The sequence below is a fragment of the Agarivorans sp. QJM3NY_29 genome (genome assembly GCF_050870835.2).
In the GTDB taxonomy this organism is placed as follows: Bacteria; Pseudomonadota; Gammaproteobacteria; order Enterobacterales; family Celerinatantimonadaceae; genus Agarivorans.
In genome coordinates, this window is sequence record NZ_CP194036.2 from 2,423,115 (window position 1) to 2,449,205 (window position 26,091).

Here is a 26,091-nt window from a genome sequence, read left to right on the forward strand (position 1 = left end):
TAAGAGTTTTCCGGATTCATATTAGGGAAAGCGAACGAGTCAAAATAAAAAGGGATTTGATTGGGCAAAAATTGGTTGCGGGAGCCGGATTTGAACCAACGACCTTCGGGTTATGAGCCCGACGAGCTACCAGACTGCTCCATCCCGCGTCCGGTCTTAACTATAAAAGCTAAGTGATAGTGAATAATTAATTGGCCTAGCTATTCAAACTAGTTAATCGCTACCGAAGTAGAGATTGGTTGCGGGAGCCGGATTTGAACCAACGACCTTCGGGTTATGAGCCCGACGAGCTACCAGACTGCTCCATCCCGCGTCCGGTCTTAACTATAAAAGTTAAGTGATAGTGAATAATTATTTGGTCTAGCTATTCAAACTAGTCAATCGCTACCGAAGTAGAGATTGGTTGCGGGAGCCGGATTTGAACCAACGACCTTCGGGTTATGAGCCCGACGAGCTACCAGACTGCTCCATCCCGCGTCCGGTCTTAACTATAAAAGTTAAGTGATAGTGAATAATTAATTGGCCTAGCTATTCAAACTAGTTAATCGCTACCGAAGTAGAGATTGGTTGCGGGAGCCGGATTTGAACCAACGACCTTCGGGTTATGAGCCCGACGAGCTACCAGACTGCTCCATCCCGCGTCCGGTCTTAACTATAAAAGCTAAGTGATAATGAATAATTAATTGGCCTAGCTATTCAAACTAGTCAATCGCTACCGAAGTAGAGATTGGTTGCGGGAGCCGGATTTGAACCAACGACCTTCGGGTTATGAGCCCGACGAGCTACCAGACTGCTCCATCCCGCGTCCGGTCTTAACTATAAAAGTTAAGTGATAGTGAATAATTATTTGGCCTAGCTATTCAAACTAGTCAATCGCTACCGAAGTAGAAATTGGTTGCGGGAGCCGGATTTGAACCAACGACCTTCGGGTTATGAGCCCGACGAGCTACCAGACTGCTCCATCCCGCGTCCGTAACGAGGTGCGGATATTACGCAGAGCTCGCTTAGATTACAAGAGATAATTTCCTGTTCTTAACCAACTGCCGAATATTTGTCCGAAAGCCCCTTTTACTACTGATCCTCGTTAAAACAGGTATAATCCTTGGGTTAATTTAATTGAGTATCAAAATGGCAGATTTTTTCGCTTCGACCGCTAAAGGTTTAGAAAGCTTATGTTTAGATGAGTTAGTGGCCTTAGGGGCCGACAACTGCAAACAAACCGTCGCGGGTGTGAGTTTTACCTGTGATTGGCCTACCGCTTATAAAATATGTTTATGGACACGTTTTGCTTCGCGGATCCTGTTACGTTTGGTGGAAACCCAAGCGGACAAAGTAGATGACTTATACGATAGTGCCTATCAAGTGCCTTGGGATAAGTACTTTAGTGTCGATCAAACCTTCTCCGTGCATTGTAGTGGCACCAATCATTTCATAGACAATAGTCAGTTTGGCGCATTGAAAGTGAAAGACGCTATTGTCGACCAATATAAAGAGAACTGCGGTACTCGGCCTAATGTTGCCAAGATAGATGAAGATGCGCGGATCGTGGTGCGGATCGCAGGTAAACATTTGGCTATTTCTTTAGATCTATCAGGTAGTGGCTTACATAGACGCGGATATCGAACCGAACAGGGTGAGGCTCCGGTACGCGAAAACCTTGCCGCAGCCTTGGTCACAAGAAGTGCTTGGACAGAAAAATACCTCATCGATCCGATGTGTGGCTCGGCAACCTTACTGATTGAAGCGGCGATGCAGGCTGCCGATGTCGCGCCGGGTCTACAGCGCCAGTTTGGCTTCGAACGTTTAAGTAATTTTGCAGCGTCTGCTTGGCGGGATATTAAAGCCGATGCGCAAGCGAGAGCTGAACTTGGCTTGGCTAATTGTAAACAAAAATTGATTGGCTACGATATTGATAAACGAATGGTGGCGATAGCCAAAGCCAATATCGAGCGTGCAGGTTTAGATAAGTTGATTTCAGTACATGTACATGATGCTGCCAATTTGCCTGTAGCGCCGAGTGAACCAGGGCTAATTTTGTCAAACCCCCCCTATGGGGAGCGATTAGGTGAGTTAACCAAATTGATTGGCTTGTTTCTTTCTTTTGGTGCCAGCGTTAGACAAAACTACGGTGGTTGGCGTTTATCGCTATTTACCGGTGCGCCCGAATTACTTGATTACTTGCGCTTACGTGCCGATAAAACCTATAAGTTTTTCAATGGTTCGTTGGCTTGTGTATTAAAGATTTATCAAATTGCCGAAAGTGGTCAAGCGGAAAATCGCCAATATGCGGCTGATTTTGTCAATCGTTTAATCAAGAATCAAAAAAAGTTACAAAAGTGGATTAAACGCGAGCAGATCAGCTGTTATCGCTTATATGATGCAGACTTACCCGAGTATAATGTTGCAGTTGATCGTTACGACGATTATATGATTGTCCAAGAGTATCGAGCTCCAAAAACCATTGATCCTAACAAGGCTCGCAGACGCTTGCTGGATTTGCTTACCGGACTTTTGCAAAGCGGTTTAGTGGACAACGATAAGCTGGTGATTAAACAACGTGCTCAGCAAAAAGGGAAACAACAATACCAACGTCATAGCGATGAAAAAGAGCGGGTTGTGGTACAAGAGTATGGAGCTAAGTTCTACGTTAACTTAACCGATTATCTCGATACCGGACTCTTTTTGGACCATCGAAATATGCGGCATTATATTCAGCAACACAGTCAAGCGAAGAGCGTGCTTAATCTGTTCGCATATACGGGCTCGGCAAGTGTGCATGCGGCTTTAGGGGGGGCTAAAAAGGTCACCACAGTTGATATGTCGAATACATATCTGAACTGGGCCAAAGATAATTTCCGTTTAAACCAATTGCCAATCAATAAACACGAGTTTATTCGTGCTGATTGTATGGCCTGGTTAAAAACCCAAATATCTCAGCGCTGGGATCTGATTTTTCTTGATCCGCCCACATTTTCTAACTCAAAGAAAATGGATGAAGTATTTGATATTCAAAAAGATCACGTTGATTTGATTGTGTCGGTGGCGCGCTTGCTTAATAAGGGGGGGGATTTAATATTCTCCAATAATAAACGTCACTTTAAGCTTGACCAAGAGGCTTTAGTTAAACATGGTTTGAGCCTGGAAAATATCTCCTCGAAGTCTTTATCTGCAGATTTCGAACGCAATAAACATATCCACAATTGTTGGATGATCCACAAGGAATAGCGCTATGACTTGGGTGTTATACAGTACCGATGGTTGTCATTTGTGTGAAGATGCCAAAGCATTGATATTAGCCAGTCCTAATATCAGCGAACTGAGTGAACAAGATATTATTGATGATGAAGCTCTGACTGAGCAGTTTCGCTATAGTATTCCGGTGCTGTGTCATGTGCCTAGCCAGCAACAGTTAAGCTGGCCTTTTGATGCGAGTCAGTTAGAGCAATTTATAGAGAGTTGTACGTGTTAATTAACTTACAAGATGCAGTTTTGGCTTATGGTGATACACCTCTGCTAAACAAAGCCAATTTACAAATTAATAAGTCAGAAAGAGTATGTTTGGTCGGCCGTAATGGTGCAGGTAAAAGCTCTTTATTACAAGTGATTGAAGGTGCCGTATTACTCGATTCTGGGCAACGGCAGTTGGTGAATGATGTTGTGATTACTCGATTACAACAAGATCCGCCGCAAGCCAGTGATCAACGTATTTTTGATTATGTTGCTGAAGGTAAGCCACATATCGGTAAGTTGCTCAGTGAGTTTCATCACCTAGCTAACCATATTGGGGATGGTAGTGATGAAAAATTACTAAAACGTTTGCAAGATGTTCAGCATCATATTGATGTCGTTGATGGCTGGCAATTTGATAGTGAAATCCAAAAAGTACTTACAACCATGAAATTGGATGGTGATAAGCCTTTACAGGGTTTATCTGGGGGTTGGCTACGTAAAGTTGCATTGGCTAAAGCCTTGGCCGGTGAGCCGGATATCTTGTTGCTAGACGAACCCACGAACCACTTAGACATCACGACAATTAAGTGGTTAGAAGATTTTTTGATTAACTTTAAAGGCACCATTGTCTTTATTAGTCACGACAGAGCATTTATTCGAAAAATTGCCACGCGGATTGTAGATATTGACCGTGGCGTTCTCACTTCTTGGCCCGGTAACTATGATGCCTATCTCGAAGGTAAAATCGAATGGTTGCGGGTTGAAGAAGAGAAAAATGCCTTATTCGATAAACGCCTCGCCGAGGAAGAGAGTTGGATCCGTCAAGGTATTAAGGCCCGTAGAACCCGTAACGAGGGGCGCGTTCGTGCACTTAAGGCAATGCGTAACGAGCGTGGAGAGCGGGTTAACCGTTTGGGTACCAGCAAGATGCAAATCGATGATGGTTTGCGTTCAGGGAAAATAGTCTTTGAAGCCGAGAACATTAGTTTTAGTTACCCTAATCAACAGCCAATTATCTCTCCGGTTGATTTATTGGTGATGCGCGGTGACAAAATTGCCCTTGTGGGTGCCAATGGTTGTGGTAAATCTACATTGATTAAGATATTACTCGGCCAGTTGCAGCCAAGCAGCGGTCATGTGAAGGTAGGCACAAAACTCAGTGTTGCGTACTTTGACCAATATCGCCAAGAACTTGATCCCGAGAAAACACTTATCGATAATTTGGCCGGTGGTAAACAGGAGGTCGAGATCAATGGTGGGAAGCGCCATGTGATGGGCTATTTACAAGATTTTTTGTTTCACCCCAAACGTGCGTTTACCCCGGTGAAGGCATTGTCTGGTGGTGAAAAAAATCGCCTGATGCTCGCCAAGCTATTTTTAAAACCAGCAAATTTATTGGTGCTTGATGAACCAACCAATGATCTCGATGTCGAAACGCTGGAGTTATTGGAAGAATTAGTGAGCCAATATCCGGGTACTGTACTGTTGGTGAGTCACGATCGAAGTTTCATCGATAATACTGCCAGTCATGTTTGGTATTTTCCCGGTGAAGGGCAAGTCGATACTTATGTCGGCGGCTATTCGGAAGTACAGACTTATATCGAGCAACACCAGCAAGGGCAACGCAGCAACTCGGTACAGAAAACAGAAGTGGGTAGCCGTAGTGTTAAGCCCACTAAAAAGTTATCTTATAAATTACAACTTGAGCTTGACCAATTGCCTCAAAAGTTAGAAGCTGCCGAAAACTTACTCGAAAAGCTACAAAAACAAGTAAATGAGCCAGAGTTTTATAGTTTAGAACAAAGTTTGGTTCAGACCACCCTAAGCCAACTGAATGAAGCTGAAACAGAATTAGAAGTGCTTTATTCACGTTGGGAAGAATTGGAAGAATTAAAAAATTCATGAAGAAGTCTATTATTAATCGTTCGTTATCGCTGGTATTTGCGCCCTTATTACTTTCTGCTGGTATGGTCCATGCCGCGCAAGTTGAGGCGTACTATTTGGTTGAAGAAATTCCTATTGAAATGGCGAATGGCTTAGCAGAAGCGAATAGCAGTTTTAATGTCACCGCTGTTAGTGAGGATGGGGAGTATGTTGCGGGCAATGCCTTAACTTTTCGTAGCCCATTTCGTTTTTATGATTTCTCCGACCGCACTAGTTTTGACTACGGCTGTCAATATGCTGTAGAAGTATGTGATCTGTTTTTTGAAGGTGACAATAGTTTTTATGGTACCTATCGACATCGCTTATTTAATCAAGCCTCGGTCTTATATAAGTCTAATGTATTAGCATTCATTGCGCAGCGCAATGTCACAGGGGCTCACCTTAACGGAACTAACAGTGAGATCCCGACCTGGGACACCGTTAACGATAAGTTGTTCATTTTTGACGATAGTAGTCAGCAAACTTATACGACAGATACTCGAGTGAATCGAATTAATAGTTCGCTTGGTTGGGCTGTCGGTTACGATTCCGCACCTTTTAGTAATGGCTCTAGCTCGGTCTATACTCGAGAGTTTATTCAACGCGGGTTTGCGCTGCGCCTTAGTGACGATGCCAAAATTACTTTATTACCAACGCCATTTAGTAGTGATGGACAATTGAGTAGCGACAAAGGTGGTGTTTCGTCGGGTTTACAAGTCATTCAGAAAGACGGTAAGACGCTTGTGATTGGTTTGAGTAGTGTTAGTTACTCGAATAGCGATAGTTTTGGCGAATGTCAAACTGGTGACCAGGATTATTATTATCGCTGTTCTGGTTTTAATACGCAGGCTTGGGTGTGGGATATTACTAACGCCGACGATGGCGATGCGGTGGAAGGCGTGCCCTTGGTTGAAGGTTACGTTCGTTCTCAATATGGCGATGCACCCAATTATAATTTCATCAAGGACTACAACAGTCATGCGGATATATTTGTTGGGATCTCTTCTGACGATGTTTATGATTCAACCGTAGGTTCTCGCGGACGAGCGGTATTTTATAGCGCAAATGACGATGGAAGTTATTCACTAAATCAAATCCCTAACATTAACATCGGTGGTGATAGTGCAGACTTTGAAGACTCGGTCTCACATACTTGGGCAAATGCCGTTAATGATGCGGAATTGATGGTTGGCAACTTGCGTTATACGCAAGTGAAATCACGTAATCGCCCAGTAGAAGCTTTTGTTTATGATAATGATCAAGCTTCTAGTTCTTATCAACAAGTGGTTTGGCCACTGCGTGACTTGCCATTTAATGGCGCTAATAGCGAATTTAGTGATATTAATAATGATAATTTGATTGTCGGTTGGGTTGATGCGGATGGTGAAGAACAGCCTTCTTATAGTGGTACGACTCGTTGGCAGAGTGCAATTTTGCTAGATTTTGATCGTTATAAGAATGGTGAAAGTACCTATAACTGGAGCCTCAATTCCTTAACTTGTTATGAACAAGACGGACAACCACGGATGCCACTATATCGGATTGAGTATGCTTCTCAAATCCTCGATGACGGCACTGTTTACGCGAGTGGGTATCACTACGAAACACCGGATGACCTTATTCATGGTGTTAATCCGAGACCCGTGTTACTGCGTTTAGAGCGTAACCCTGTAGTCACTGATATCAATGATATTGCTAGTTGCCCAATGCTTGAAGAAGCGTCTTATGAGCGCCAAGGTGCAGGCGTTTCTTGGTTTGGTTTATTGTTATTACCCTTAATTTATGTGAGACGCTTCAAAAAACGTTAATCTTTTTGTTGGTTGTAACAAAAAGATCAAATGCTTAGCGAATACTTAAAAATTTGTTTTTGATCTTTGTAAAACGATAGGCGATAGTAGAACGGTGGTCCTAAACGGACCGCTGGTTTATTTTCTGATCTTGATGAGGAATAGTCTATGAAAAGACAAAAACGCGATCGTTTAGAAAGAGCGCATGCCAAAGGTTATCAAGCAGGGTTATCTGGTCGTTCTAAGGAGACCTGTCCGTACGGAGGAGTTGACGCGAGAGGGCATTGGTACGGAGGATGGCGCGAGGCGCTTGAAGAACGCGTTTCAGGATTAGACAATCATTAATGAATAAAAAAAGCCCTGTTGGTTAACAGGGCTTTTTTATAGGAGATGATTTACTTAGAAGCTTGATGTGTCAGTAAATAAACCAACTTTCAGGTCATTTGCGGAATAAATTTCTCGCCCATCGACCTCTACAACACCATTGGCAATACCCATCACTAATTTGCGCATGATTACGCGTTTCATTTGGATTTTATAGGTCACTTTCTTTGCTGTGGGTAAGACTTGTCCAGTAAATTTAACCTCACCAACACCCAGAGCTCGTCCTTTTCCTGGACCGCCACTCCAACCTAAGAAAAACCCAACTAACTGCCACATCGCATCGAGCCCGAGACAACCTGGCATCACTGGGTCGCCAGGAAAGTGGCAACCAAAAAACCATAAATCTGGATCAATATCTAATTCGGCAATAATTTCACCATTTCCAAATTCACCACCTTCATGACTAATTTTGAGAATGCGATCCATCATTAACATATTGGGGGCAGGAAGCTTACTATTTCCTTCACCAAATAAAAGACCTTGGCTACAGTCGAGTAATTCTTGGCGTTCATAGCTAGTTTTACCTAGATCTTTTTGTGAAACCTGAGTCATGATTTAAACCTTTAAAAAATTTGCCGCTACTTTAGCGAACAGGTGTGCGCTAAACAAGTCCGATGACTAATAAATTTGTTAGAGTTTGAATACGCCGAGTATTTTTCTAAGTAAGTAAGCGAAAAAACTGTTGTTTTGGCCTTCAGGATGAATGTTTCTATGGATCTGTCCATAGACACTTTGCGCATCATATAGATCACCGGCAGGTTGATTAAAGAGTAACTGAACGGCTTGTTCAATATGCTCAATAGCAAACAACTTAAGTTTACCTTGAGTGCAGGCCTGTATCACATCGTGATTCAAATTTAACTGATTAAGGTTGGCTTGGGGAAGTATCAATGCAAAGGGGCCTGCAATCTTACTTTGTTGAGCTATCCGATAGAAGCCTTCAATTTTTTCGTTAAGCCCACCAACTGCGAGAATATTACCTTTTTGGTCGAGCGCTCCGGTTACGGCGAAGCTTTGTTTAATGGGAAGGTTCGCCAATGCGCTCATCATCACCAAAGCGCCCGCCATTGAGGCACTATCACCATCGATCTCATGGTAAGATTGTTCAAATACGATGTTACCAGACAGCGGGAAATGGTGTTCTTTGGCAAATAACTCGCTGAGATAACCTTGAATAATCATCATGGATTTTGCATGAATATTGCCGCCGAGCTCAGCTTTGCGTTCAACATCGGTAAAATCACCTTCGCCTTGGTGAGCGGTCGCAGTGATCCGGATTGGCTCTCCAAAAGACAAACCGAGACCGTTAAAGTCAATAACTGATAAGCCATTGATTTGACCTATTTTTTCACCAGAAAGCTCAATCTTAGTTTGTTGATCTCGATAAGCTAGATCACTAAATTGTTGCTGGCTATTGATGTTTCTATGTAGTGTATTTAATGCGCTGGCGAAGCCCTCGGCATTATGGTTCAGCTGTAAATGGGCCAATAAACGAAGTGGCTTGATGATGTGGAGAATATCGAGGCTGAGCAAGTCGTTATGTTCACACAAGCGTGAGGCATAACCAAGTACCGAAGTATAAAGTTTAGCATCGAGTGGTGCTAGTTTCGTATCGCTCAGCGTAGCATTAATCTGACTTAGATAGGCTTCGATATTGACACTGTTTAGTTCAACTTCACTGGGTAGTTCGGTTTCAATCAAGCTGAGTTGATATATTTCTGGGTCGAGTTCTAACAGAGCAGAGATAGCCATCGGCTCACCGAGTAATACGAGCTTCGGTTTGAAGTCTGAGGCTTCTGGTATCATTGTCGCTTTGTGACTCTTCGCTCGAGACCAATCCAAACGGGATGATTTTAAGCAAGCCTTTAATTCAAACCACAATCCGGGATCTGCTATAACATCATCACTATTGAGCACAAATACACCGTGCGGAGATTGTTGGAACAAACCTAAGTCGATGCCTGTTAAATCGGCAGCAGAGCTACCACTGCGAATTGAGCCAAACAGAGCAGCTCTTGAAAACTCTGGACACAGTATTGGCTGATGTTGGCTTTGCCAAACTTTGTAATAAGCTGAAATATCATTCGCCGGCTGTTGTTCAATTAAAGCATGATATAAGTCTTGAACAGCATCAACTAAGCCGAGTTGTTGCTGGCAGCTGTGTAGCTGTATAAATAGCGACTCATTGGCTTCAGCTTGTACGCTTATGCTCGATGCTGGCTCAGCTCTGATGAGTTCGTTTAGTTGTTGCATGAGTTGCTTAAATAACGGTAGAGAGCCTGTTTTAAGCTGAAAATAACTGGGCTGATAGGGCGTTTTTGGCCGGTACAACATGACATAGTTTGATGGAGGCGCGCTGGTTATGGTTGGTGAGCGCAACAGGGCTTGAAGTATTGACTGATGTTGTAGGTAACTGGCTGCTTGGCATAGCATGAGAGGCAGACTAGGATCTTGTGACAAAAAATAATCAAAGCTTGCTTTTGCCAAAGGCATTAAGTCTGCCCATTGGTGATGACTATTGGGAGTCACATTAGCCAAATTAAATGTAGGCTGTAGTTTATCGAGCGGTATTTCAAAGTTGGTCAAGTTGGTGTTCCCATAAAATATTAGTCGTCAGACGCGAGTCGTTAAATCACCAGTAAATCAGATTGTTATCACTTTTTATAAAACAATAACTGCTATCCAGCCAAATACCAATAATGGTAGGTTGAAGTGGATAAATGTTGGTACAACCGTATCCCAAATATGATCATGCTGGCCGTCACTATTTAATCCCGCCGTTGGACCTAAAGTTGAATCGGATGCCGGTGAACCCGCATCACCCAGTGCCGCCGCTGTTCCCACTAAAGCAACGGTTGCCAGTTCCGAAAATCCTAAAGAAATAGCTAAGGGGACATATATAGCGGCGATAATCGGGATCGTTGAAAACGATGAGCCGATCCCCATGGTGATTAACAGACCCACAATCAGTAATACTGCTGCGGCTAACATTTTATTGCTACCTAACATATCTGCGGCGCTCGATACCAAGTCGGGTACTCCACCGGTTTCTTTCATTACGGCGGCAAAGCCCGCTGCGGCAATCATAATAAAGCCAATCAAAGCCATAAGTTTTACGCCTTCAATGAATAAATCTTGGCTGTTTTGAGGGCGGATCCCTGATGCTGTCGTTAATAATAGAAAGCCAGCTAAAGCGCCGATAATGATCGAGTTACTATAAAGCTGAATCGCCAGAGCTGCGAATATAGCAATAATGTTAATCAACAGCTTTTGAGTCGGCATTGCAGGCGCGGAACTCGCCGAAGCCTTAAGCATATCACTACGATATTCGCGTGGTTTACGATAAGAAATAAAAATCGCACTCAGCAAGCCGACAACCATCCCAAGAGCCGGGATGGTCATAGCCAAGGGAAGTTGTGCTTTATCGATACTTAAACCATTGTTTTGTAGATTGGTAAATAAAAGTTGATTTAGGAAGATGCCACCAAACCCAACTGGCAACCACATATAGGTTGTAACCAAGCCAAAAGTTAAACAGCAAGCGATTAAACGGCGATCGATTTTTAGCTGATTTAAAGCACCAATCAGCGGTGGAATTAAAATGGGGATAAAGGCAATGTGCACTGGCACCAGATTTTGCGAAGCGATGGCCATGAGAATGATGGCGCTTAACATCAACCATTTCACTAAGCTTAAGCGGCTTTCTCGGTGTTTGTCTACGCGGCTGATAATCTTTTCGGCAATAAAATCAGTCAGTCCACTGCGAGATATTGCCACAGCAAAAGCACCAAGTAGGGCGTAACTGAGAGCAATTTGAGCACCATTGCCTAAACCTTGTTCGAAGCTAGAAATTGTTTCCGCCAGGGGCAGTCCTGAAACGAGGCCTCCGACTAACGCGCTAATGGTGAGCGCTAATACTACATTTACCCGCATGAGACTAAGTATTAGCATTAAACAAACGGAAACAACAACGGGGTTAAACATGAATGAGATCCTATGGTTCTTCAGGGGTATCTTGTGGAATAGGAAGCGGCCAACCACCTAAGGTCTGCCATTTATTTACTATTTTGCAAAATAGTTCTGCGGTTTTTTGCGCATCGTAAAGTGCCGAATGAGCTTCTTGATTACTAAATTCAATATCAGCTTCCCGACAGGCCTTCGCTAACACGGTTTGGCCGAGCGCTAAAGCGCTCAAACTTGTGGTATCAAAACTCACGAAAGGGTGAAAAGGGTTACGTTTGATCCGACATCGCTCAACCGCAGCGTTAAAGAAACTCATATCAAAAGCGGCATTGTGAGCCACCATGACAGCACGGCTACAGCCGTGGGCTTTCAAGGCCTTACGAATTGGCTTAAACATTTCTTTTAGTGCGAACTCTTCACTCACCGCAGCACGGAGCGGGTTTGTGGGATCGATACCGGTAAACTCTAAAGCAGCTTTTTCTAAGTTTGCTCCCACAAAGGGATCAACGTTAAATTGCACGCTGTCGAGTACATATAACTCGCCATTTGCATCGAAGCTGAGTAAGCAAGCCGCTATTTCCAATAATGCATCGGTGTTGGCATTAAAGCCTGCCGTTTCAATGTCGATAACAACCGGGTAATACCCTCGAAAGCGGTTCGACATAAGCTGAGAGCTGTGTTCTGTAATGGTCATAATCTGGCATAGTATTTACTGAGGCGCGCATTATTACAAAAGCAGCAAAGAATCGCGAATTTGCTTTAAAGATAATTGGCCTTTGGCCGATATTTTAAGGAGAACAGAGGATTTGCGACTATGAAACCTTATTTATTGTTAACTTTGGCGCTTGGGACGACGGTCACTCACGCTAGTGTACGCAGCTATTCAGCATCAATGGACGATTCAACCTGGGTCATGTCCAGCCAATCTCCTATTGAATGTCGTATGGACCATTTTATTCCATCGTTTGGGATCGCTAGTTTTGTTAGTCGCGCCTCGAAGAATGTTAATTTAGACTTCTACTTAGACATGTACAAAATTTCGCCGCAGACACATCAGGTTTCATTACGCAGTGTGCCGCCGATGTGGAAACCTGGGGCAAGTTCTAAAAGAATTAGTGAATTGTCTTTTTACCAGCAATTTGACGGTTACGTGCACGCCCAGCCAGCTTGGCAAATGCTGAGCGAATTAGAAGACGGTAATATCCCCACTTTTTATTTTGACGATTGGTATGCTAATAATGCGACGACATCGGTGGGGATCTCATCGGTTAACTTTAAGCAACAATATAACGATTTTTTGAAGTGTGTGGGGCGATTGTTACCTTACTCATTCGATGATATCGCCTTCACTGTGTTGACTTATCAATCCAATAGTAACGAGTTGACTGCGCGTTCTAAACAACGTTTAAGATTGATTGGTGACTATGTTAAGAATGACCCAGACATTGATGTTGTATTGGTTGATGCTTACACCGATAGTTATGGTGGTAAATGGATAAACCAAGAATTGTCGGATAAACGCGCCAAGCGAATCAAAGATTTTTTTAAATCGAGTGGTTTAGACGACAGCGTGATCGAGGTGGCGGGTCATGGTGAGCGGCGCCATGTCGCAAGTAATGATAATACCTTAGGTCGCGAACGAAATCGCCGAGTGGTTATTTCCTTAGGTAAAGATCTACTCTAAATTTCTATGATGTGCTGTAATAGTGGCGCTTTATGACTCAAGAGCCAACAGCTAATCGCCTAGCGAATGTCGCCCGCAGCTAAAGGCTGCGAGCAGCTTGTTGAGGACGAGCATTAACAGCGTCAACTTAGGCGTAAATACTTAGCTTCTTTGATTAAAACGAACCTGAAAGGTATTACGCTGTTGAGTGCGCGGTAATAAGCGTACCGTCGCGTGATGTAGCTCTGCAATATCTCGGCTAATCGACATCCCTAAACCCGCACCATCGCCTTTTTCGGTATTTGCCCGATAGAAGTTATCAAATAGTTTCTCTCTGGTGTCTTGGCTGATGTCCGTACCACTATCACTGATCGTGACTTCGATGTCATTGGCTTGCGCCTTCAGTTTGACGTCAATTTCACTGTGGCTTCCTGAGTATCGGATTGCATTATCAATTAGATTCCTAAATAAAATACTTAATAGTATTTCATCACCATCAATGTAACAGCTATCGCCTTCAAAACTGAGTTCTTGATGTTGGCGCAGTGCAATGGGGGCTAAATCTGCTAAAGCTTGCTGTAGAACTTTGGCAAGATCAAAATTTTGGCTGATTAAATCTGTGATACTTTCCACTTTGGCAAGTGTGAGTAGTTGATGTAACAAACGATCGGTACGATCAATGCCTTTAAGAATGTTATCTAAATCTTGCCTTAGTTGCTGTGGATTTTCACTAAGAATAGCGTTTTCAGCATTGAGTCGTAAGATGGTTAATGGGGTTTTTAGTTCATGAGCTGCCATACGAGTAAAGCGTTTTTCCCGTTGCCAAGCTTGTTCCAGCTGCACTAGAAGCTGGTTTAAAGCATCCACTAAGGGGGAAAGCTCTCGAGTTTGATTGGTCACATAGATCCGATCTAATTTGTGTGCACTACGTTGAGCAATGGCGGTACCCAATTCGGCAATCGGTTTGAAGTTTTTGTCGATTAGAAGTACCAATAGCATGATCAGGCAGGGGACCAGGATCAATTGCGGTAAGGTTGCGGTAAAGGCAATTTTATCGATCACTTCTTGGCGGATACTTTGTTTTTCTGCCACCACTATATATTGCTGGTGCTCAGAAGTATTCGCCATTGCTAGTTTAAAATATCGCCACTGCTCATTTTTCATCGAAATGTCACCATAGCCAGAAGCGTGTTTTAGCAGTGGCAGTGGTCCAAGTCGCTTGTTTGAACTCCATAGTAGGTGCTCATCTTGATAGAATTGGAATAAGATGTTTTGCTCATAAGGATGGCCGTAAGCAGTCGCAGGGCTGTCATCATCTTCGGTCAATTTTTGAATACGATTCATCCATAAATCAAATTGTTGCTGTTGCTGAGTAAACGTTAAGCGGTCGGTCGCAACAGGACTTACCATGAGCAGCAATTTTGCCGATTGGCCGAGCCGGGCGTCATAGACTTCTTCAATTTCATCGCGAGCAGATAAAAGACTAAAATACAGTGAGACCACCAGTAATAAACTTGCAACTACAATGATCGATATTGTTAATCGGCGCTTTATTGAGAATGTTTTATTTTTCAATGATATAACCCACACCTCGAATGTTCTTGATCACTTTGTTTGGTACTTTTTTACGCAGATTATGAATATGTACTTCAATGGCGTTGTCACTGGTTCCTTCATCCCAGCCATGCAGTGACTGTTGTAGTTTCTCTTTACTCAGAACTCGGCCTGCATTAGTGATTAAACTTGCTAATATTTTGTATTCGTTGCGGGTGAGTTTTAGAGGATTTTGCTGAAAGTTAATGGTTTGTTCAATGAGAGAAAGTGATAGTTCTCCTAATTGGATTGTTTCATTTGCGCTACCGGATTGACGGCGGATCAACACCCGCAAACGGGCTAATAACTCTTCGAGGGCGAAGGGTTTGCCGAGGTACTCGTCGGCACCAGCATCCAGCCCTTTAACGCGGTCGTTAATATCATCGCGGGCCGTTAAGATCATCACCGGTAAGTCAAAACCAGTTCTGCGAATTTCACGCAGTACTTCTAAACCGTCAATGTCGGGGAGTGTCAGATCTAAAATAACGGCAATAAATTGTTCGGCTTTGAGTGTTGCTGCGACCCCCATGCCACGCTCAAGCCAATCTACGGTATAACCGTGGCGCGTCAGTGATGCAGTCATTGATTGGCCGAGTAATACATCATCTTCTACTAGTAACAAACGCATAGGTTATTTTAAGCTCTCCAAACGTAAGGCGATTTGTTGTTGCCGACCTTTGTCTGCCAGCGGTCGATCTGGCCGAGCTGCGGCTTGCTGGGCGCGGGTTAAATATTCAATGGCCTGTTGCTTACGACCATCTTCAGCCAAAAAGTCACCATAAAAATAGTTTGGGTCAATCCCATCGGGATTAAGGGCTAGTGCTTGTTTAAGCATCGCTTCTGCCTTGTCATCGTCGCCAAAACCGATTGGCCATCCTGGCACTTTGTAGTATAGCGAACCTAAGCTGGTATAGGCAGAGCCATCTAAAGTTTTTGGGTTTTTATCAATTACTTGCTCTAAGAGTTGCTTCGCTTCTTTGGCTAAACGTAATGCGGATAAACCGCCTTTGGCGCCAGCTAGTGAGGCTTTGTTAATTGCTAACCAAACTTGTAACTCCAAATCCTTGGGATCGTTATTTACGGCTTGGTAGTTGAGCTCGATGAGTTGTTCAAAACATTGTACTTGTGCTTTGTTTGGTTCAACTTGGTATTGGCAATGCGCCCAGTCACTTTGGATCTGTGGTAAGTTGTCGTTTGCAGCGAATGAAGCGCTGCTAGCGAAAAGGCTACTCACAAGTAAGCCGCTTAAGGTATGAGTCGTTTTCATTGTATGTTCCTTGTTTATTGGCTGTTGTGATTAATGAATTGGTGGATTGTCGCCTGTTGTTTACGAATCGAGTTTGCGACCAGCGACGGGAATATTTGATTCACTCGAGCAAATAGCTTTTCTGGCCAACCGATCCATTTCGCACGGTGTTCATGCTGGAGTATATTCAGCACATGCTGTGCAACAATTTGCGGTAAGTCGCTATGGTTGCCTAATTGTTGGTTGAGTTGACAAACTGCATCGCTATTGAGTTCGGTGTCGGTGGCGCGCGGCGCAAGGTAAAGCATTCTGATTCCGGTACCATCCAGCTCTCTATCCATGGCTTCACTAAAACGATGTACGCCCGCTTTTGCGGCGCAATAGCTTGCGTAGCCTGGATAGCCGATCGAGCCAAAAGTGGAACCAATGTTAAGAATGATCCCTGGCCGGCTAATCCAATCCAAAGCTGCCTGACTTAGTATGATTGGGGCCATTAAATTTAGCTGCATTTCTTGTTGTAGTGACTCAGTGCTTCGTTGCCTGAGAAAGCGAAATTGATTGCTACCAGCATTGTTGATCACAACACTAATCGTTTGCCCCTGTTGTTGGTAGTCAAGCGCCACAGATTTGAGCCGTTTGATGTCGTGAGAGGACAGTAAGTCAATACTTAAACTCTGGTGTCGTTCCGGGGCGCTAAGGGATTGGCGCAGCGCTTCTAGTTTTTGCTGATTTCTTGCCACTAACAATAACCGTGCACCTTGCTCGCTAAGTTGCTTTGCGATGGCTTTTCCAATCCCGCCAGATGCGCCTGTTAGTAACACTGTTTTGTCTTGAATAAGCATTTCTTATCCTTATGCTGCCTGCTCGGCAGCACTAATATTGAGCTCTCTTAACATCTGCCCGTAGAGTGAAAACACCATATTGGCCGAATCAATAATGACCTTTTGATCATCCTGATCTGTGATTTGATTCATTAACCCTTCAAAAAATAAAATGTGTTGTTGGTCTAACTCACTATGCGAAAGCAAGTAACTAAGAGCTTCATCGGGAAGGTCAAGCGTGCTCTTCACTAGCGTTGCTATCTGAGCTCCAACTCCCACGCTAGTGCCTTCCAATACCCAAACCATGCCAAATAAAGCCAAAGGATTATGACGATCAATCTGGTGATACAGGTAGGCAACCATCAGCTCGATAGCTGGGCTCACTTTACCTTGGGCTTGATTGTCTCGAACTAGTTGGGCGTTGCCATGACAAGCTTCGATATCATTCAAGATCCATTCATGATGACCTTGTTCTTCGGTAATATATTCTGCGATTGCTTCTCGTACCCACTCGTAGTCCGCTGATAGTCGGCCACCGCAGGCCATGAGTAAGGGCACGGTATGTTTCACATGGTGAAAGGCTTGAGTGAGAAAGGCGAGGTACATTTCGCGATTAATTTCCCCGCGACTACAAGCAGCGAACACTGGCGCTTGTAACATTTGTTGTTGAGCAGCTCGGGTTTGTTGTTGTAAGGTTTCAAAAAAAAGACTCATTGGACTCTCCTGCAAATTTGCTTAGTTGATTTCGGTTATTTGAATATGGTCGAGTGCGTCACTTGGCGTATCCAAGACTTCCTGTACCCATTGTTCAAGCACCATTCGTTTGGGTCGACCGTTAGCGGTGAACCATTCTTGATGAGAATAAATTGATGGAATCGCTATCACTCGCTTGATTTGCGCGTAATCGGGGAGCTTTTGATTGAGTACTTGTATACGTTGGTTGATGTTTGCTTGGCTCTCAGTGACCGCAGTTAGAAAAGCTTGGGCATCTCCGGTTATGATGAATGGGCGACCAGCAAAATGACTCTGCGCTTCAGATTCAATCCACTCTGGAGAAATATTGCGACCAAAACTAGTAATAAGCTGGTTTTTCTTACGGCCCAGTAATGTGACAAATCCCTGATCATCTATGGTGGCTAAATCTCCGGTTGCGAGCCAAGGGGCGGTGAAAGCCATACCTAAGTAACCAAGTGCAATATTACCTTTTACCAGCAACTCACCGTCATCGGCTAGCTTGACTTCTACATGCTCTAATACTTGGCCGCAGCTCCCAGGTTTATACGATTTCTCGGTGTTAATACATACCACTGAGCCGCATTCAGAAAGACCATAACCCTCATAGGCTGGGATCGAAAGTTGATGAGCGAGCTGGATAAGCTCTGGCGCAACGCGAGCCCCGCCAACAGCAACAAAGCGTAACGATTCTGCCAACTGAGCTTGCTGTTGAACCAGTTGGATAAGCGCCATTAATAATGCGGGTGTCAGCACCAAGCTATTGGGTTTCTCGCGTATTAGGGCGCTGGCAAAAACGTTAGCTTCAAATCGACTGGAACCATGTAAACCGAGGCTCTGGCCATGATAGATCTTCGCCGTAACACCGAGTAATAACGGAACATAAACCCCAGTAATATTTTCTAGTAAGGTTGATAAAGGGAGTAACACTAAATGTTGCTCGCTTTGATCTCGAATTTTGTCGGCTAAAACTTCGCTGGTCCGTTGTAAGTTTTGCTCACTAAGGCAAACCCCCTTTGGGTTCCCGGTCGAGCCGGAGGTAAAGGTAATTTTGCAAGTCTGTTTTAAGGGAAGCACCGCTTGTGTCACTGGTCGTCGATAGGCGGCTAAACCTGCAATTTGTAAGTCTAGTTGAGCGTATTCAGGCCAATCGCCAATTAATAAGTCAGCAGCTGATTGCTCAAGACTATGTTCGACTTGTTGTGCTGCAAAGAAGGTCGGAATGGGGATGATTACCACCCGAGCCTGCATCGCTGCTAAGTCGGCGATCACCCAGTCTAAGCAGTTTTCTGCTTTCAAGGCGATGGCATTCACATTTAGCGAGACGATACTTAAGGCTGCGGCATCAACTTGTTGTTTTAGTTGGCGATAAGTTAAGCTACTTGCTTGACCTTTAACATCGTGACCGACAAAAGCAAGTTGATCTGGGTGATCATTAGCGTGGCGGCTAATTGCTTGTAAAATGCTGTTCATTTAGAGACCTATCTGTTGCATATTTGTTATACCCACGCGACTAGTTAGGTGGTTTAATCCCACTTGCAGATTACCTGCGAAGATCCGTGGTTGATGTTGGTAATAACTCCCCCAACGTTGTTTTGCTCTTGGGACTCGTTGTGGATCCGCTTCAGCAATCAGCGTAGGGACAAGACCAAGGCGCTTCATTAGGGCGTATAAGGGATCTGTTGCGGTGAATATGCACCAAGCAAACCCACGCTCAACTAAGGCTTCAGCCATCAATAAAAAATGTAAGGGAGAAGCGCCTTTGGTAAAAGATGCGAGCTGGCCGAACTCAATTAATTGGTTTCGCTTGATGCTTTGATTGAACGCTTTTGAGAGCAACAGCTCTGCTGTTTGATCTAAGTATTGTTCCAAAAATAAAGGCTCATGATTTGCGAGGCGATAACCGCATAAAGATTTGATTTGACCATTTTCGGTCAGAGCCATATAAGTGGGCATGAACGAGTCTAGTTTGGCATCAAAAGCTTGTTGGTATCGAGTGGTTATATACTGAATAACTTGCTGCCAGAGTGGGTGGGCAGCCGTGATAAATTCCAAACTTACCGAGTCACGTTGATAGTCTTGATTCATTCGCTAACCTCATCTTCATCATTTATTTAAAGATAAGGGGGGAAACTTAAGAAACGCTTAAGAAATGGTGGATTAATGTAGGTATTGTAAGTTACAGATTGTTAGATAAAGTTGCGTGAGATTTTTCGAACTCGGGATTCAGAGCTAGTGCCGCTTTTAAAATATGAGTTAGGTGACTTGATATTTAGGCAAGTGTGGTCCGGGTAAGTACAGGCTAAAGGGCCGGATTAGGCGATACGCATATTGGCTGTCCAATTGAGCTTATCGCAAACGGGGGAGTGGTCACCGTGCTGCCCACTGATATCAGCGAGCAACTCCTTAAGGGATGCTAAAGCTCGGTCTTGTCGGCAAACTCACATAAATCTTCAATCATGCAGGAGCCGCAACGCGGCTTTCGCGCAACACAGGTATAGCGGCCATGCAGAATGAGCCAATGATGCACATCAACTTTAAATTCTTTGGGGACAACTTTAAGTAATTTTTGTTCGACCTGCTCAACATTTTTGCCCATGGCAAATTTTGTACGGTTTGAAACGCGATAAATGTGAGTGTCGACAGCTATGGTTGGCCAGCCAAAAGCCGTATTGAGCACAACATTCGCCGTTTTCCGCCCCACACCGGGCAGCGCTTCTAAGAATTCTCGATTTTCAGGCACCTTTCCCTGATGCTGATCGATTAAGATCTTACAGGTCTTCAGTAGGTTTTCAGCTTTAGAGTTATATAAACCAATGGTCTTAATGTAGCTTTTCAGCGTGTCTAAGCCGAGTTCTAAAATAGCTTTTGGCGTATTGGCCACTGGGAATAGCTTAGCCGTTGCCTTATTTACTGACACATCGGTTGCTTGTGCCGATAGTAATACCGCGGTTAGCAGCTCAAAAGGGCTTGAAAAATTAAGCTCCGTTGTGGGATGCGGGTTATCGTTACGTAGTCGCGTTAAGATTTCTCGTCGTTTACTGTTATTCATTGTGTTGAAGATCTTCCATGACTAAGTCAGTGGCTTGTTGTTTGGTTTTTACTCGATGATCGATGATATTCTTCAAGGCGATAATAAACCCCATGACTAAGAAAGCGCCCGGCGGAAGGATCGCAACTAGAAAATGTTCGTTGAAATTGATGACTTGTACATGTAAAACCGATGCCCAGTCACCCAGTAACAGCTCGATACCTTCAAACAAACTGCCATTGCCTAATAGTTCACGAATGGCCCCGACCAGAGTTAATACTAACGCAAAACCTAAACCCATCATTAAACCATCGAAGGCTGCGGCGGGGACAGGGTTGCGAGCCGCAAATGCTTCGGCACGGCCGATAATAATGCAGTTAGTCACAATTAAAGGAATAAAGATCCCCAGATTTTGGTACAAGCCATAGCTGTAGGCATTCATTAATAACTGAACGCATGTTACAAAAGAGGCAATAACCATCACAAATACGGGAATGCGAATTTCTTTGGCGACCCATTTCCGGATCAATGACACGGTCGTGTTTGAGGCGATAAGTACCAACATGGTGGCAAAACCTAAACCTAAAGCGTTACTGATAGTAGACGTCACCGCGAGCAGGGGACATAGGCCCAGTAATTGAACTAAACCGGGATTGTTTTTCCATAGCCCTTGCCAAGCTATTTGTTTGTAATCACTCATCGCTTTTCCTTCGGGTTAACAATCAACAGCAGAAATGCCGATGGTTTGATGATTTTTGGCATGATAAATCAAAGCTTTCTTAACCGCCTTAACTACAGCTCTAGGCGTGATGGTTGCTCCGGTAAAAGCGTCGAATTGACCTCCATCTTTTTTAACCGCCCAACGACTATCATTTTCATCTAACAAGAACTGTTGATTAAATTGATAAATCCAATCCGATTTACGGGTTTCTATCTTGTCACCTAAGCCTGGAGTTTCATTATGTTGGACAACTCGTACCCCACTTATCTTACCGTTTGCCTCAACCCCAACTAACAAGGAAATTGCACCGCCATAACCATCAGGCGCAGTAATTGGGTATACATAGGCTTGAACTTGGCCTTTGTTAGAGATCACACGAATGGTTTGCGCCTTATCACTCCCTAAGTACCCTAAATTAGTGTCGATATAACATTGCTGCTGATAGGCAATACTCGTTAATTGAGTGGGAAGAACTTCATTCATCGATTTTCGACGTTGCTGTTCAATCTGGTGCTCGATTTGTGGTGCAGTAAAGTAGTTCACCACGACGACTAGCAAGGTACAGCAGAAGGCAAAGGTGGCCAACATAATGGCATTGCTGCTGATGGATTGGCTCTTAGTGCTCATGTTTGTTTCCTTCGCCGTATCCGTAAACTTTTGGTTTGGTAAAATGGTCAATCATTGGCACCGCCATGTTACTCAGTAAAACGGCAAAGGCTACGGCATCAGGATAGCCGCCGTAATTTCGGATCAGAAAAACGAATAAGGCGACTAAAGCACCATAAATAATCCGGCCTCGGTTGGTTGTGGAAGCACTGACCGGATCCGTCAAAATGAAGAAGGCGCCAAGCATTGTTGCGCCAGAAAAGAGCTGTAGCAAGATTGGCGTCGTATGATCTGGGTTAATTGCGTTAGAGATTAAACTTAGTAACAATAAGATTGATAAAAAAGCTAGTGGAATATGCCAGCGAATAACTTTCAAGTAAAGTAGCGCTAAACCTCCGAGTAAGTAAGCGAGGTTTATCCACTGCCAACCAACACCAGCTAAGGCGCCATAGATTGCTTTACTTGCGATCTCTGATGAGGTGAAGCCAAGCTTGAGCTGGGTTTTCATTTCATCGAGTGGAGTGGCAATGGTATGTCCATCGATGCTGGCAATTTGTTTTAAGCTAAAGCCGTCGACTGTGAAACCATTAAAAATTAAGCCCAAACCGTCAACACTGCTAAATGATTCGTGTAATAAGGCCTGGGGTGGCATCCAACTGGTCATGCTGACTGGAAAAGAGACCAGCAACAATACATAAGCCGCCATGGCTGGATTAAAAATGTTATGACCTAAGCCGCCATATAAGTGTTTGACCACGATAATGGCAAAGCAAGAGCCTATTAGAGTCATCCACCATGGCGCATAAGCGGGTAGGGCTAAACCGAGTAATATTCCGGTGACTAATGCGCTGTTGTCACTTAACGTTGGCCATAGGGGACGTCGACGTAGTAACAGTATTAATGTTTCACTTGCGATCGCGATGCTACTAGCTAACAGCACTTGCACTAATGTGCCGATCCCAAATTGGTAAGTTTGTACCAAGAAACCGGGAACAAGACATAAAATAACCCAAAACATCAAAGTCTTGGTTTTTACAGGCTTGTGTACAAACGGCGAGCTTTGCAGGGTATTACTGGTCATTTGGCTTGGTCTCTTGTGGTTTGGTTTGCTCTGCACGTTTCTTCGCTTTAGCCTTGGCAATCGCAGCTAGGACTGCAGGATTTGTTGTTGCCGACTTGGCTTTCAGATCTACGCTGGCATCATCAGCGACTGGGGTCTCTGTTTGTGCTGCGTCGGTTGCGGCTAGCTTTTTAGCCTTGGCGCGAGCAACTGCAGCCACCGCAGGATTAGTCGATTTGGCTTTGACTGCTACCTTGGCATCGTCAGCGACTGGGGTCTCTGTTTGTGCAGCGTCGGTTGCCGCTAGTTTTTTAGCCTTGGCGCGGGCAATTGCTGCGGCCACCGCGGGATTAGTTGATTTGGCTTTGACTGCTACCTTGGCATCGTCTGCGACTGGCGTTTCAGTTTGCGCAGCGTCGGTTGCCGCTAGCTTTTTAGCCTTGGCGCGGGCAATTGCTGCGGCCACCGCGGGATTAGTCGATTTGGCTTTGACTGCTACCTTGGCATCGCTTGCGACTGGCGTTTCTGTTTGTGCAGCGTCGGTTGCCCCTAGCTTTTTAGCCTTGGCGCGGGCAATTGCTGCAGCCACCGCAGGATTAGTTGATTTGGCTTTGACTGCTACCTTGGTGTCGTCAGCGACAGGGGGCTCTGTTTGCACCGTGTCGGTTGCGGCTAGCTTTTTAGCCTTGGCGCGGGCAATTGCAGCGGCCACCGCAGGGTTAGTCGACTTAGTGGTGGCAGCTACCTTGGTGTCGTTTGCGACTGGCGTTTCTGTTTGTGCCGTGTCGGTTGCGGCTAGCTTTTTAGCCTTGGCGCGAGCAATTGCTGCGGCCACCGCAGGGTTGCTTGATTTGGCTTTGTCACTGTGGCTTTCAGCTTGAGTCTCGTTTGAATCACTAGAGGCCTTGAGTCCTTGTTCTTTAGCCAAACGGCGCTGTTGTTTACGAGCTTCACGTTCGGCGATTGCTTGTTGATTATCGGGGATCCATTCTCCGCTGGTCGTTTGTATCGCTGCCGGAGCTTGAGCTTTCGATTGTTTTACCCGCGCCAAGGCCGCAGCAACAGGATCAGGCTTGTTGGCCGAAGAGTTGGCATTGGTTTGCTCTTGTCTACGGAGCGCAGCTTGTTGATGTTTGGCTTTTCGCTCTAATTTATCTTTTTCTAAACGCGCGAGGCGGGCTTCAAAACGTTGTTTGGCAATATCAGCTTCTTGTTTCGCTAGATCTTCGGCTCTAATTTTAGCTTTGGCAGTGCGGTAGTGCTGCACTAGCGATATTTGACTGGGACAAACAAAGGCACAGGCACCACATTCGATACAATCCATCATGTTGTAGCTGCGGGCTTTGTTGAGCTCATCCGCTTGGCTAAACCAGTAAAGTTGTTGCGGTAATAAGCCCATAGGACAAGCTTGAGCACATTCACCGCAGCGAATACAAGGGGATTCCGTCGCGGCTGCTTGTGGGTGGTTGACAATTAAACAGTTACTGGTTTTTACGATAGGAGCCTGATTATTGGGCAGCATGAACCCCATCATCGAACCGCCCATAATTGTCGGAGTATTGTTGGCGACTTGCAGTTTTTCACTCAATATATGTGCGACGCTGGTCCCGAGGGGTAGCCAGTAGTTAGCTGGCTGCTCAACCAAATCTCCGGCGATAGTTACGATTCGAGAGATCAATGGTTCACCGATATCAACTGCACGATGAACCGCATAGGCAGTTCCAACATTCTGCACCAACATTCCTAAATCGATAGGTAGTTGACTGGCAGTGACTTGTTGTCCGGTTAAAATTTCGATCAGTTGTTTTTCCCCGCCAGAAGGGTACTTGGTGGGAATGCTACGGATGATGATCGAATCATTGGTGTGCTTGCTTAAGGCTTCAATTGCTTCCGGTTTATCATTTTCAATGGCAATAATTGTTAACTTCGGCTGCAGCGCTGTTTGTAATATTTGTACCCCTTTAATGACTTCGGCTGGGTAATTGCGCATTAAACAGTCATCAGCCGTAATATAAGGCTCACATTCGGCGCCGTTAATAATGAGTATATCTAAGGGCTTATGTGGGCTTATTTTTAGAGCCGTGGGGAATCCAGCTCCGCCCATACCGGCAATCCCAGATTGATGGACTCGCTGGCAAATAAGTTCTGGGGTTTGTTGATTTTGGCTAAGGGGGGCAGGCCAAACCGCATCTCGTTGTTGTTCATCGACCTTAATCACGATCGCTAACTCTGGAATCGCTGAGGCGTGCGCTGTGACACGAGGTTCTATCGCAACAATGGTACCGGAGCATGAGGCATGCACCGGAGGCGCTTGATAAAACTGCGACTCATTTAATGCTTGTCCACGGAGTACTTTTTGGCCGACGACAACTAATAATTTGGCAGCGCTGCCAATGTGTTGCTGTACAGGAATGGTGAGATACTCCGGGTTCGCCAGCCACTCTGGTTTTTCGCAATTAATCAGCTGTTTATTGGTTTCAGGATGAACCCCACCTTGGTAGTTCCAGGTAAAGCCTTGTTTTATTTTTTCTAGCCAAGCCACCATCTATTTCATTTCCTCAATGATTGAGACGTCAATTTGGTTTAATTTCCAATCCCAATTTTTGGTGGTTGTCTCAATTGGACGCATTTCGATACAATCAGTTGGGCAGGGGGCAACGCACAACTCGCAACCGGTACATTCTTTTGCGATCACCGTGTGCATGTGTTTATTGGAACCCATAATCGCGTCTACTGGACAAGCTTGAATGCACTTGGTGCAACCGATACAAGCATCTTCAATAATAAAGGCGACTTTTTTACGGTCGTCTTCTTTCACTGCAGCTGCATCTAAAGGGATTGCTTCCACACCGAGTAAATCTGCGATTTTAGCGATAGTTTCGTCCCCGCCGGGAGGGCACTTATTGATGGGCTCACCATTGGCGATGGCTTCGGCGTAGGGACGACATCCAGGGTGACCACACTGGCCACACTGCGTTTGCGGCAATAAGCTTTCGACTTGATCCGCAATTGGATTGCCTTCCACCTTATATTTAATTGCGGCATAACCAAGAATGGCGCCAAATACTAAGGCCAATAGAGTAATGGTAATTAAGGCTACTAACATGCTGT

23 protein-coding genes and 6 tRNA genes are annotated in these 26,091 nt (G+C 44.6%); 6 read left to right on the forward strand and 23 right to left on the reverse strand.

All coding sequences use genetic code 11. The features are described 5' to 3' along the window. Nucleotides 1-72: 72 nt before the first annotated feature. The 6 genes from ACRRS0_RS11085 to ACRRS0_RS11110 form a co-directional block, all read right to left on the reverse strand. Nucleotides 73-149, reverse strand: a tRNA-Met gene (locus ACRRS0_RS11085). 87 nt (nt 150-236) lie between these two features. Further along, nucleotides 237-313: transfer RNA gene (locus ACRRS0_RS11090), tRNA-Met, on the reverse strand. Between the two features lie 87 nt (nt 314-400). Then, nucleotides 401-477, reverse strand: a tRNA-Met gene (locus ACRRS0_RS11095). An 87-nt stretch (nt 478-564) separates the two neighbouring features. Beyond that, nucleotides 565-641, reverse strand: a tRNA-Met gene (locus tag ACRRS0_RS11100). A gap of 87 nt (nt 642-728) precedes the next feature. Continuing rightward, nucleotides 729-805 (reverse strand) — tRNA-Met (locus tag ACRRS0_RS11105). 87 nt (nt 806-892) lie between these two features. Then, a tRNA-Met gene (locus ACRRS0_RS11110) sits at nt 893-969 on the reverse strand. Nucleotides 970-1,128: 159 nt separating this feature from the next. On the opposite strand from ACRRS0_RS11110, the gene rlmKL reads away from it, so the two are divergent. The 5 genes from rlmKL (at nt 1,129) to rmf (ending at nt 7,505) form a co-directional block, all read left to right on the forward strand. Next, complete coding sequence (gene rlmKL, locus ACRRS0_RS11115; RefSeq protein WP_432453153.1) at nt 1,129-3,225, forward strand: bifunctional 23S rRNA (guanine(2069)-N(7))-methyltransferase RlmK/23S rRNA (guanine(2445)-N(2))-methyltransferase RlmL; 2,097 nt, start codon at nt 1,129-1,131, stop codon at nt 3,223-3,225. 4 nt (nt 3,226-3,229) lie between these two features. Continuing rightward, on the forward strand, nt 3,230-3,469 hold the full coding sequence (locus ACRRS0_RS11120; protein WP_432453152.1) for a glutaredoxin family protein: 240 nt from the start codon (nt 3,230-3,232) through the stop codon (nt 3,467-3,469). Beyond that, nucleotides 3,463-5,355 carry an ATP-binding cassette ATPase Uup gene (gene uup / locus ACRRS0_RS11125; RefSeq protein ID WP_432453151.1) on the forward strand — a complete coding sequence of 631 codons (1,893 nt, stop codon included), beginning with the start codon at nt 3,463-3,465 and terminating at the stop codon, nt 5,353-5,355. The genes ACRRS0_RS11120 and uup overlap by 7 nt, the downstream gene beginning before the upstream one ends. Next, on the forward strand, nt 5,352-7,181 hold the full coding sequence (locus tag ACRRS0_RS11130; RefSeq protein ID WP_432453150.1) for a DUF3466 family protein: 1,830 nt from the start codon (nt 5,352-5,354) through the stop codon (nt 7,179-7,181). Before uup ends, ACRRS0_RS11130 begins: the two co-directional genes overlap by 4 nt. 147 nt (nt 7,182-7,328) lie before the next feature. Next, entirely contained in the window at nt 7,329-7,505 is a 177-nt protein-coding gene (rmf, locus tag ACRRS0_RS11135; protein ID WP_432453149.1) for a ribosome modulation factor, read from the forward strand. Between the two features lie 54 nt (nt 7,506-7,559). Here the strand turns inward: rmf and fabA are convergent, their stop codons facing one another. From fabA to rnt, 4 genes are all read right to left on the reverse strand, one after another. Further along, complete coding sequence (gene fabA, locus ACRRS0_RS11140; protein ID WP_432453148.1) at nt 7,560-8,096, reverse strand: bifunctional 3-hydroxydecanoyl-ACP dehydratase/trans-2-decenoyl-ACP isomerase; 537 nt, start codon at nt 8,094-8,096, stop codon at nt 7,560-7,562. Nucleotides 8,097-8,174: 78 nt separating this feature from the next. Beyond that, nucleotides 8,175-10,130 (reverse strand): AAA family ATPase, encoded by a 1,956-nt coding sequence (locus ACRRS0_RS11145; RefSeq protein WP_432453147.1) that lies wholly within the window; start codon nt 10,128-10,130, stop codon nt 8,175-8,177. Nucleotides 10,131-10,205: 75 nt separating this feature from the next. Beyond that, nucleotides 10,206-11,528 (reverse strand): Na+/H+ antiporter family protein, encoded by a 1,323-nt coding sequence (locus tag ACRRS0_RS11150; protein ID WP_432453146.1) that lies wholly within the window; start codon nt 11,526-11,528, stop codon nt 10,206-10,208. Nucleotides 11,529-11,538: 10 nt separating this feature from the next. Beyond that, nucleotides 11,539-12,201 (reverse strand): ribonuclease T, encoded by a 663-nt coding sequence (gene rnt, locus ACRRS0_RS11155; RefSeq protein ID WP_432453145.1) that lies wholly within the window; start codon nt 12,199-12,201, stop codon nt 11,539-11,541. Nucleotides 12,202-12,321: 120 nt separating this feature from the next. On the opposite strand from rnt, the gene ACRRS0_RS11160 reads away from it, so the two are divergent. Further along, nucleotides 12,322-13,191: a flagellar protein MotY gene (locus ACRRS0_RS11160; protein ID WP_432453144.1), complete on the forward strand. Its 870-nt coding sequence runs from the start codon at nt 12,322-12,324 to the stop codon at nt 13,189-13,191. 141 nt (nt 13,192-13,332) lie between these two features. On the opposite strand, the gene ACRRS0_RS11165 is transcribed toward ACRRS0_RS11160, so the two are convergent. The 13 genes from ACRRS0_RS11165 to rsxB form a co-directional block, all read right to left on the reverse strand. Beyond that, on the reverse strand, nt 13,333-14,745 hold the full coding sequence (locus tag ACRRS0_RS11165) for an ATP-binding protein (protein WP_432453143.1): 1,413 nt from the start codon (nt 14,743-14,745) through the stop codon (nt 13,333-13,335). Then, nucleotides 14,735-15,391 (reverse strand): response regulator, encoded by a 657-nt coding sequence (locus ACRRS0_RS11170; RefSeq protein ID WP_432453142.1) that lies wholly within the window; start codon nt 15,389-15,391, stop codon nt 14,735-14,737. The genes ACRRS0_RS11165 and ACRRS0_RS11170 overlap by 11 nt, the downstream gene beginning before the upstream one ends. A gap of 3 nt (nt 15,392-15,394) precedes the next feature. Beyond that, nucleotides 15,395-16,030: a tetratricopeptide repeat protein gene (locus ACRRS0_RS11175; protein WP_432453141.1), complete on the reverse strand. Its 636-nt coding sequence runs from the start codon at nt 16,028-16,030 to the stop codon at nt 15,395-15,397. 14 nt (nt 16,031-16,044) lie between these two features. Further along, nucleotides 16,045-16,851, reverse strand: a complete 807-nt coding sequence (locus tag ACRRS0_RS11180; RefSeq protein ID WP_432453140.1) for an SDR family oxidoreductase — start codon at nt 16,849-16,851, stop codon at nt 16,045-16,047. Between the two features lie 9 nt (nt 16,852-16,860). Then, nucleotides 16,861-17,544, reverse strand: coding sequence for a TenA family transcriptional regulator (locus tag ACRRS0_RS11185; protein WP_432453139.1), 684 nt, complete (start codon nt 17,542-17,544; stop codon nt 16,861-16,863). 21 nt (nt 17,545-17,565) lie between these two features. Continuing rightward, nucleotides 17,566-19,035, reverse strand: coding sequence for an AMP-binding protein (locus ACRRS0_RS11190; protein WP_432453138.1), 1,470 nt, complete (start codon nt 19,033-19,035; stop codon nt 17,566-17,568). Next, the gene (locus ACRRS0_RS11195) at nt 19,036-19,650 is read right to left on the reverse strand and encodes a thermostable hemolysin (RefSeq protein WP_432453137.1); all 615 of its coding nucleotides are present in this window, start codon (nt 19,648-19,650) and stop codon (nt 19,036-19,038) included. It lies immediately after the preceding gene. 328 nt (nt 19,651-19,978) lie between these two features. Next, a complete protein-coding gene (gene nth / locus ACRRS0_RS11200; protein WP_432453136.1) occupies nt 19,979-20,614 on the reverse strand; it encodes an endonuclease III in 636 nt (211 codons plus the stop codon). After that, nucleotides 20,607-21,293 (reverse strand): electron transport complex subunit E, encoded by a 687-nt coding sequence (locus ACRRS0_RS11205; RefSeq protein WP_432453135.1) that lies wholly within the window; start codon nt 21,291-21,293, stop codon nt 20,607-20,609. Before ACRRS0_RS11205 ends, nth begins: the two co-directional genes overlap by 8 nt. Nucleotides 21,294-21,308: 15 nt before the next feature. Beyond that, on the reverse strand, nt 21,309-21,941 hold the full coding sequence (gene rsxG, locus ACRRS0_RS11210; RefSeq protein ID WP_432453134.1) for an electron transport complex subunit RsxG: 633 nt from the start codon (nt 21,939-21,941) through the stop codon (nt 21,309-21,311). Continuing rightward, on the reverse strand, nt 21,931-23,001 hold the full coding sequence (rsxD, locus tag ACRRS0_RS11215; RefSeq protein WP_432453133.1) for an electron transport complex subunit RsxD: 1,071 nt from the start codon (nt 22,999-23,001) through the stop codon (nt 21,931-21,933). The genes rsxG and rsxD overlap by 11 nt, the downstream gene beginning before the upstream one ends. Further along, nucleotides 22,991-25,525, reverse strand: coding sequence for an electron transport complex subunit RsxC (rsxC, locus tag ACRRS0_RS11220; RefSeq protein ID WP_432453132.1), 2,535 nt, complete (start codon nt 25,523-25,525; stop codon nt 22,991-22,993). Before rsxC ends, rsxD begins: the two co-directional genes overlap by 11 nt. Then, a complete protein-coding gene (gene rsxB, locus ACRRS0_RS11225; protein ID WP_432453131.1) occupies nt 25,526-26,086 on the reverse strand; it encodes an electron transport complex subunit RsxB in 561 nt (186 codons plus the stop codon). Nucleotides 26,087-26,091 lie beyond the last annotated feature (5 nt).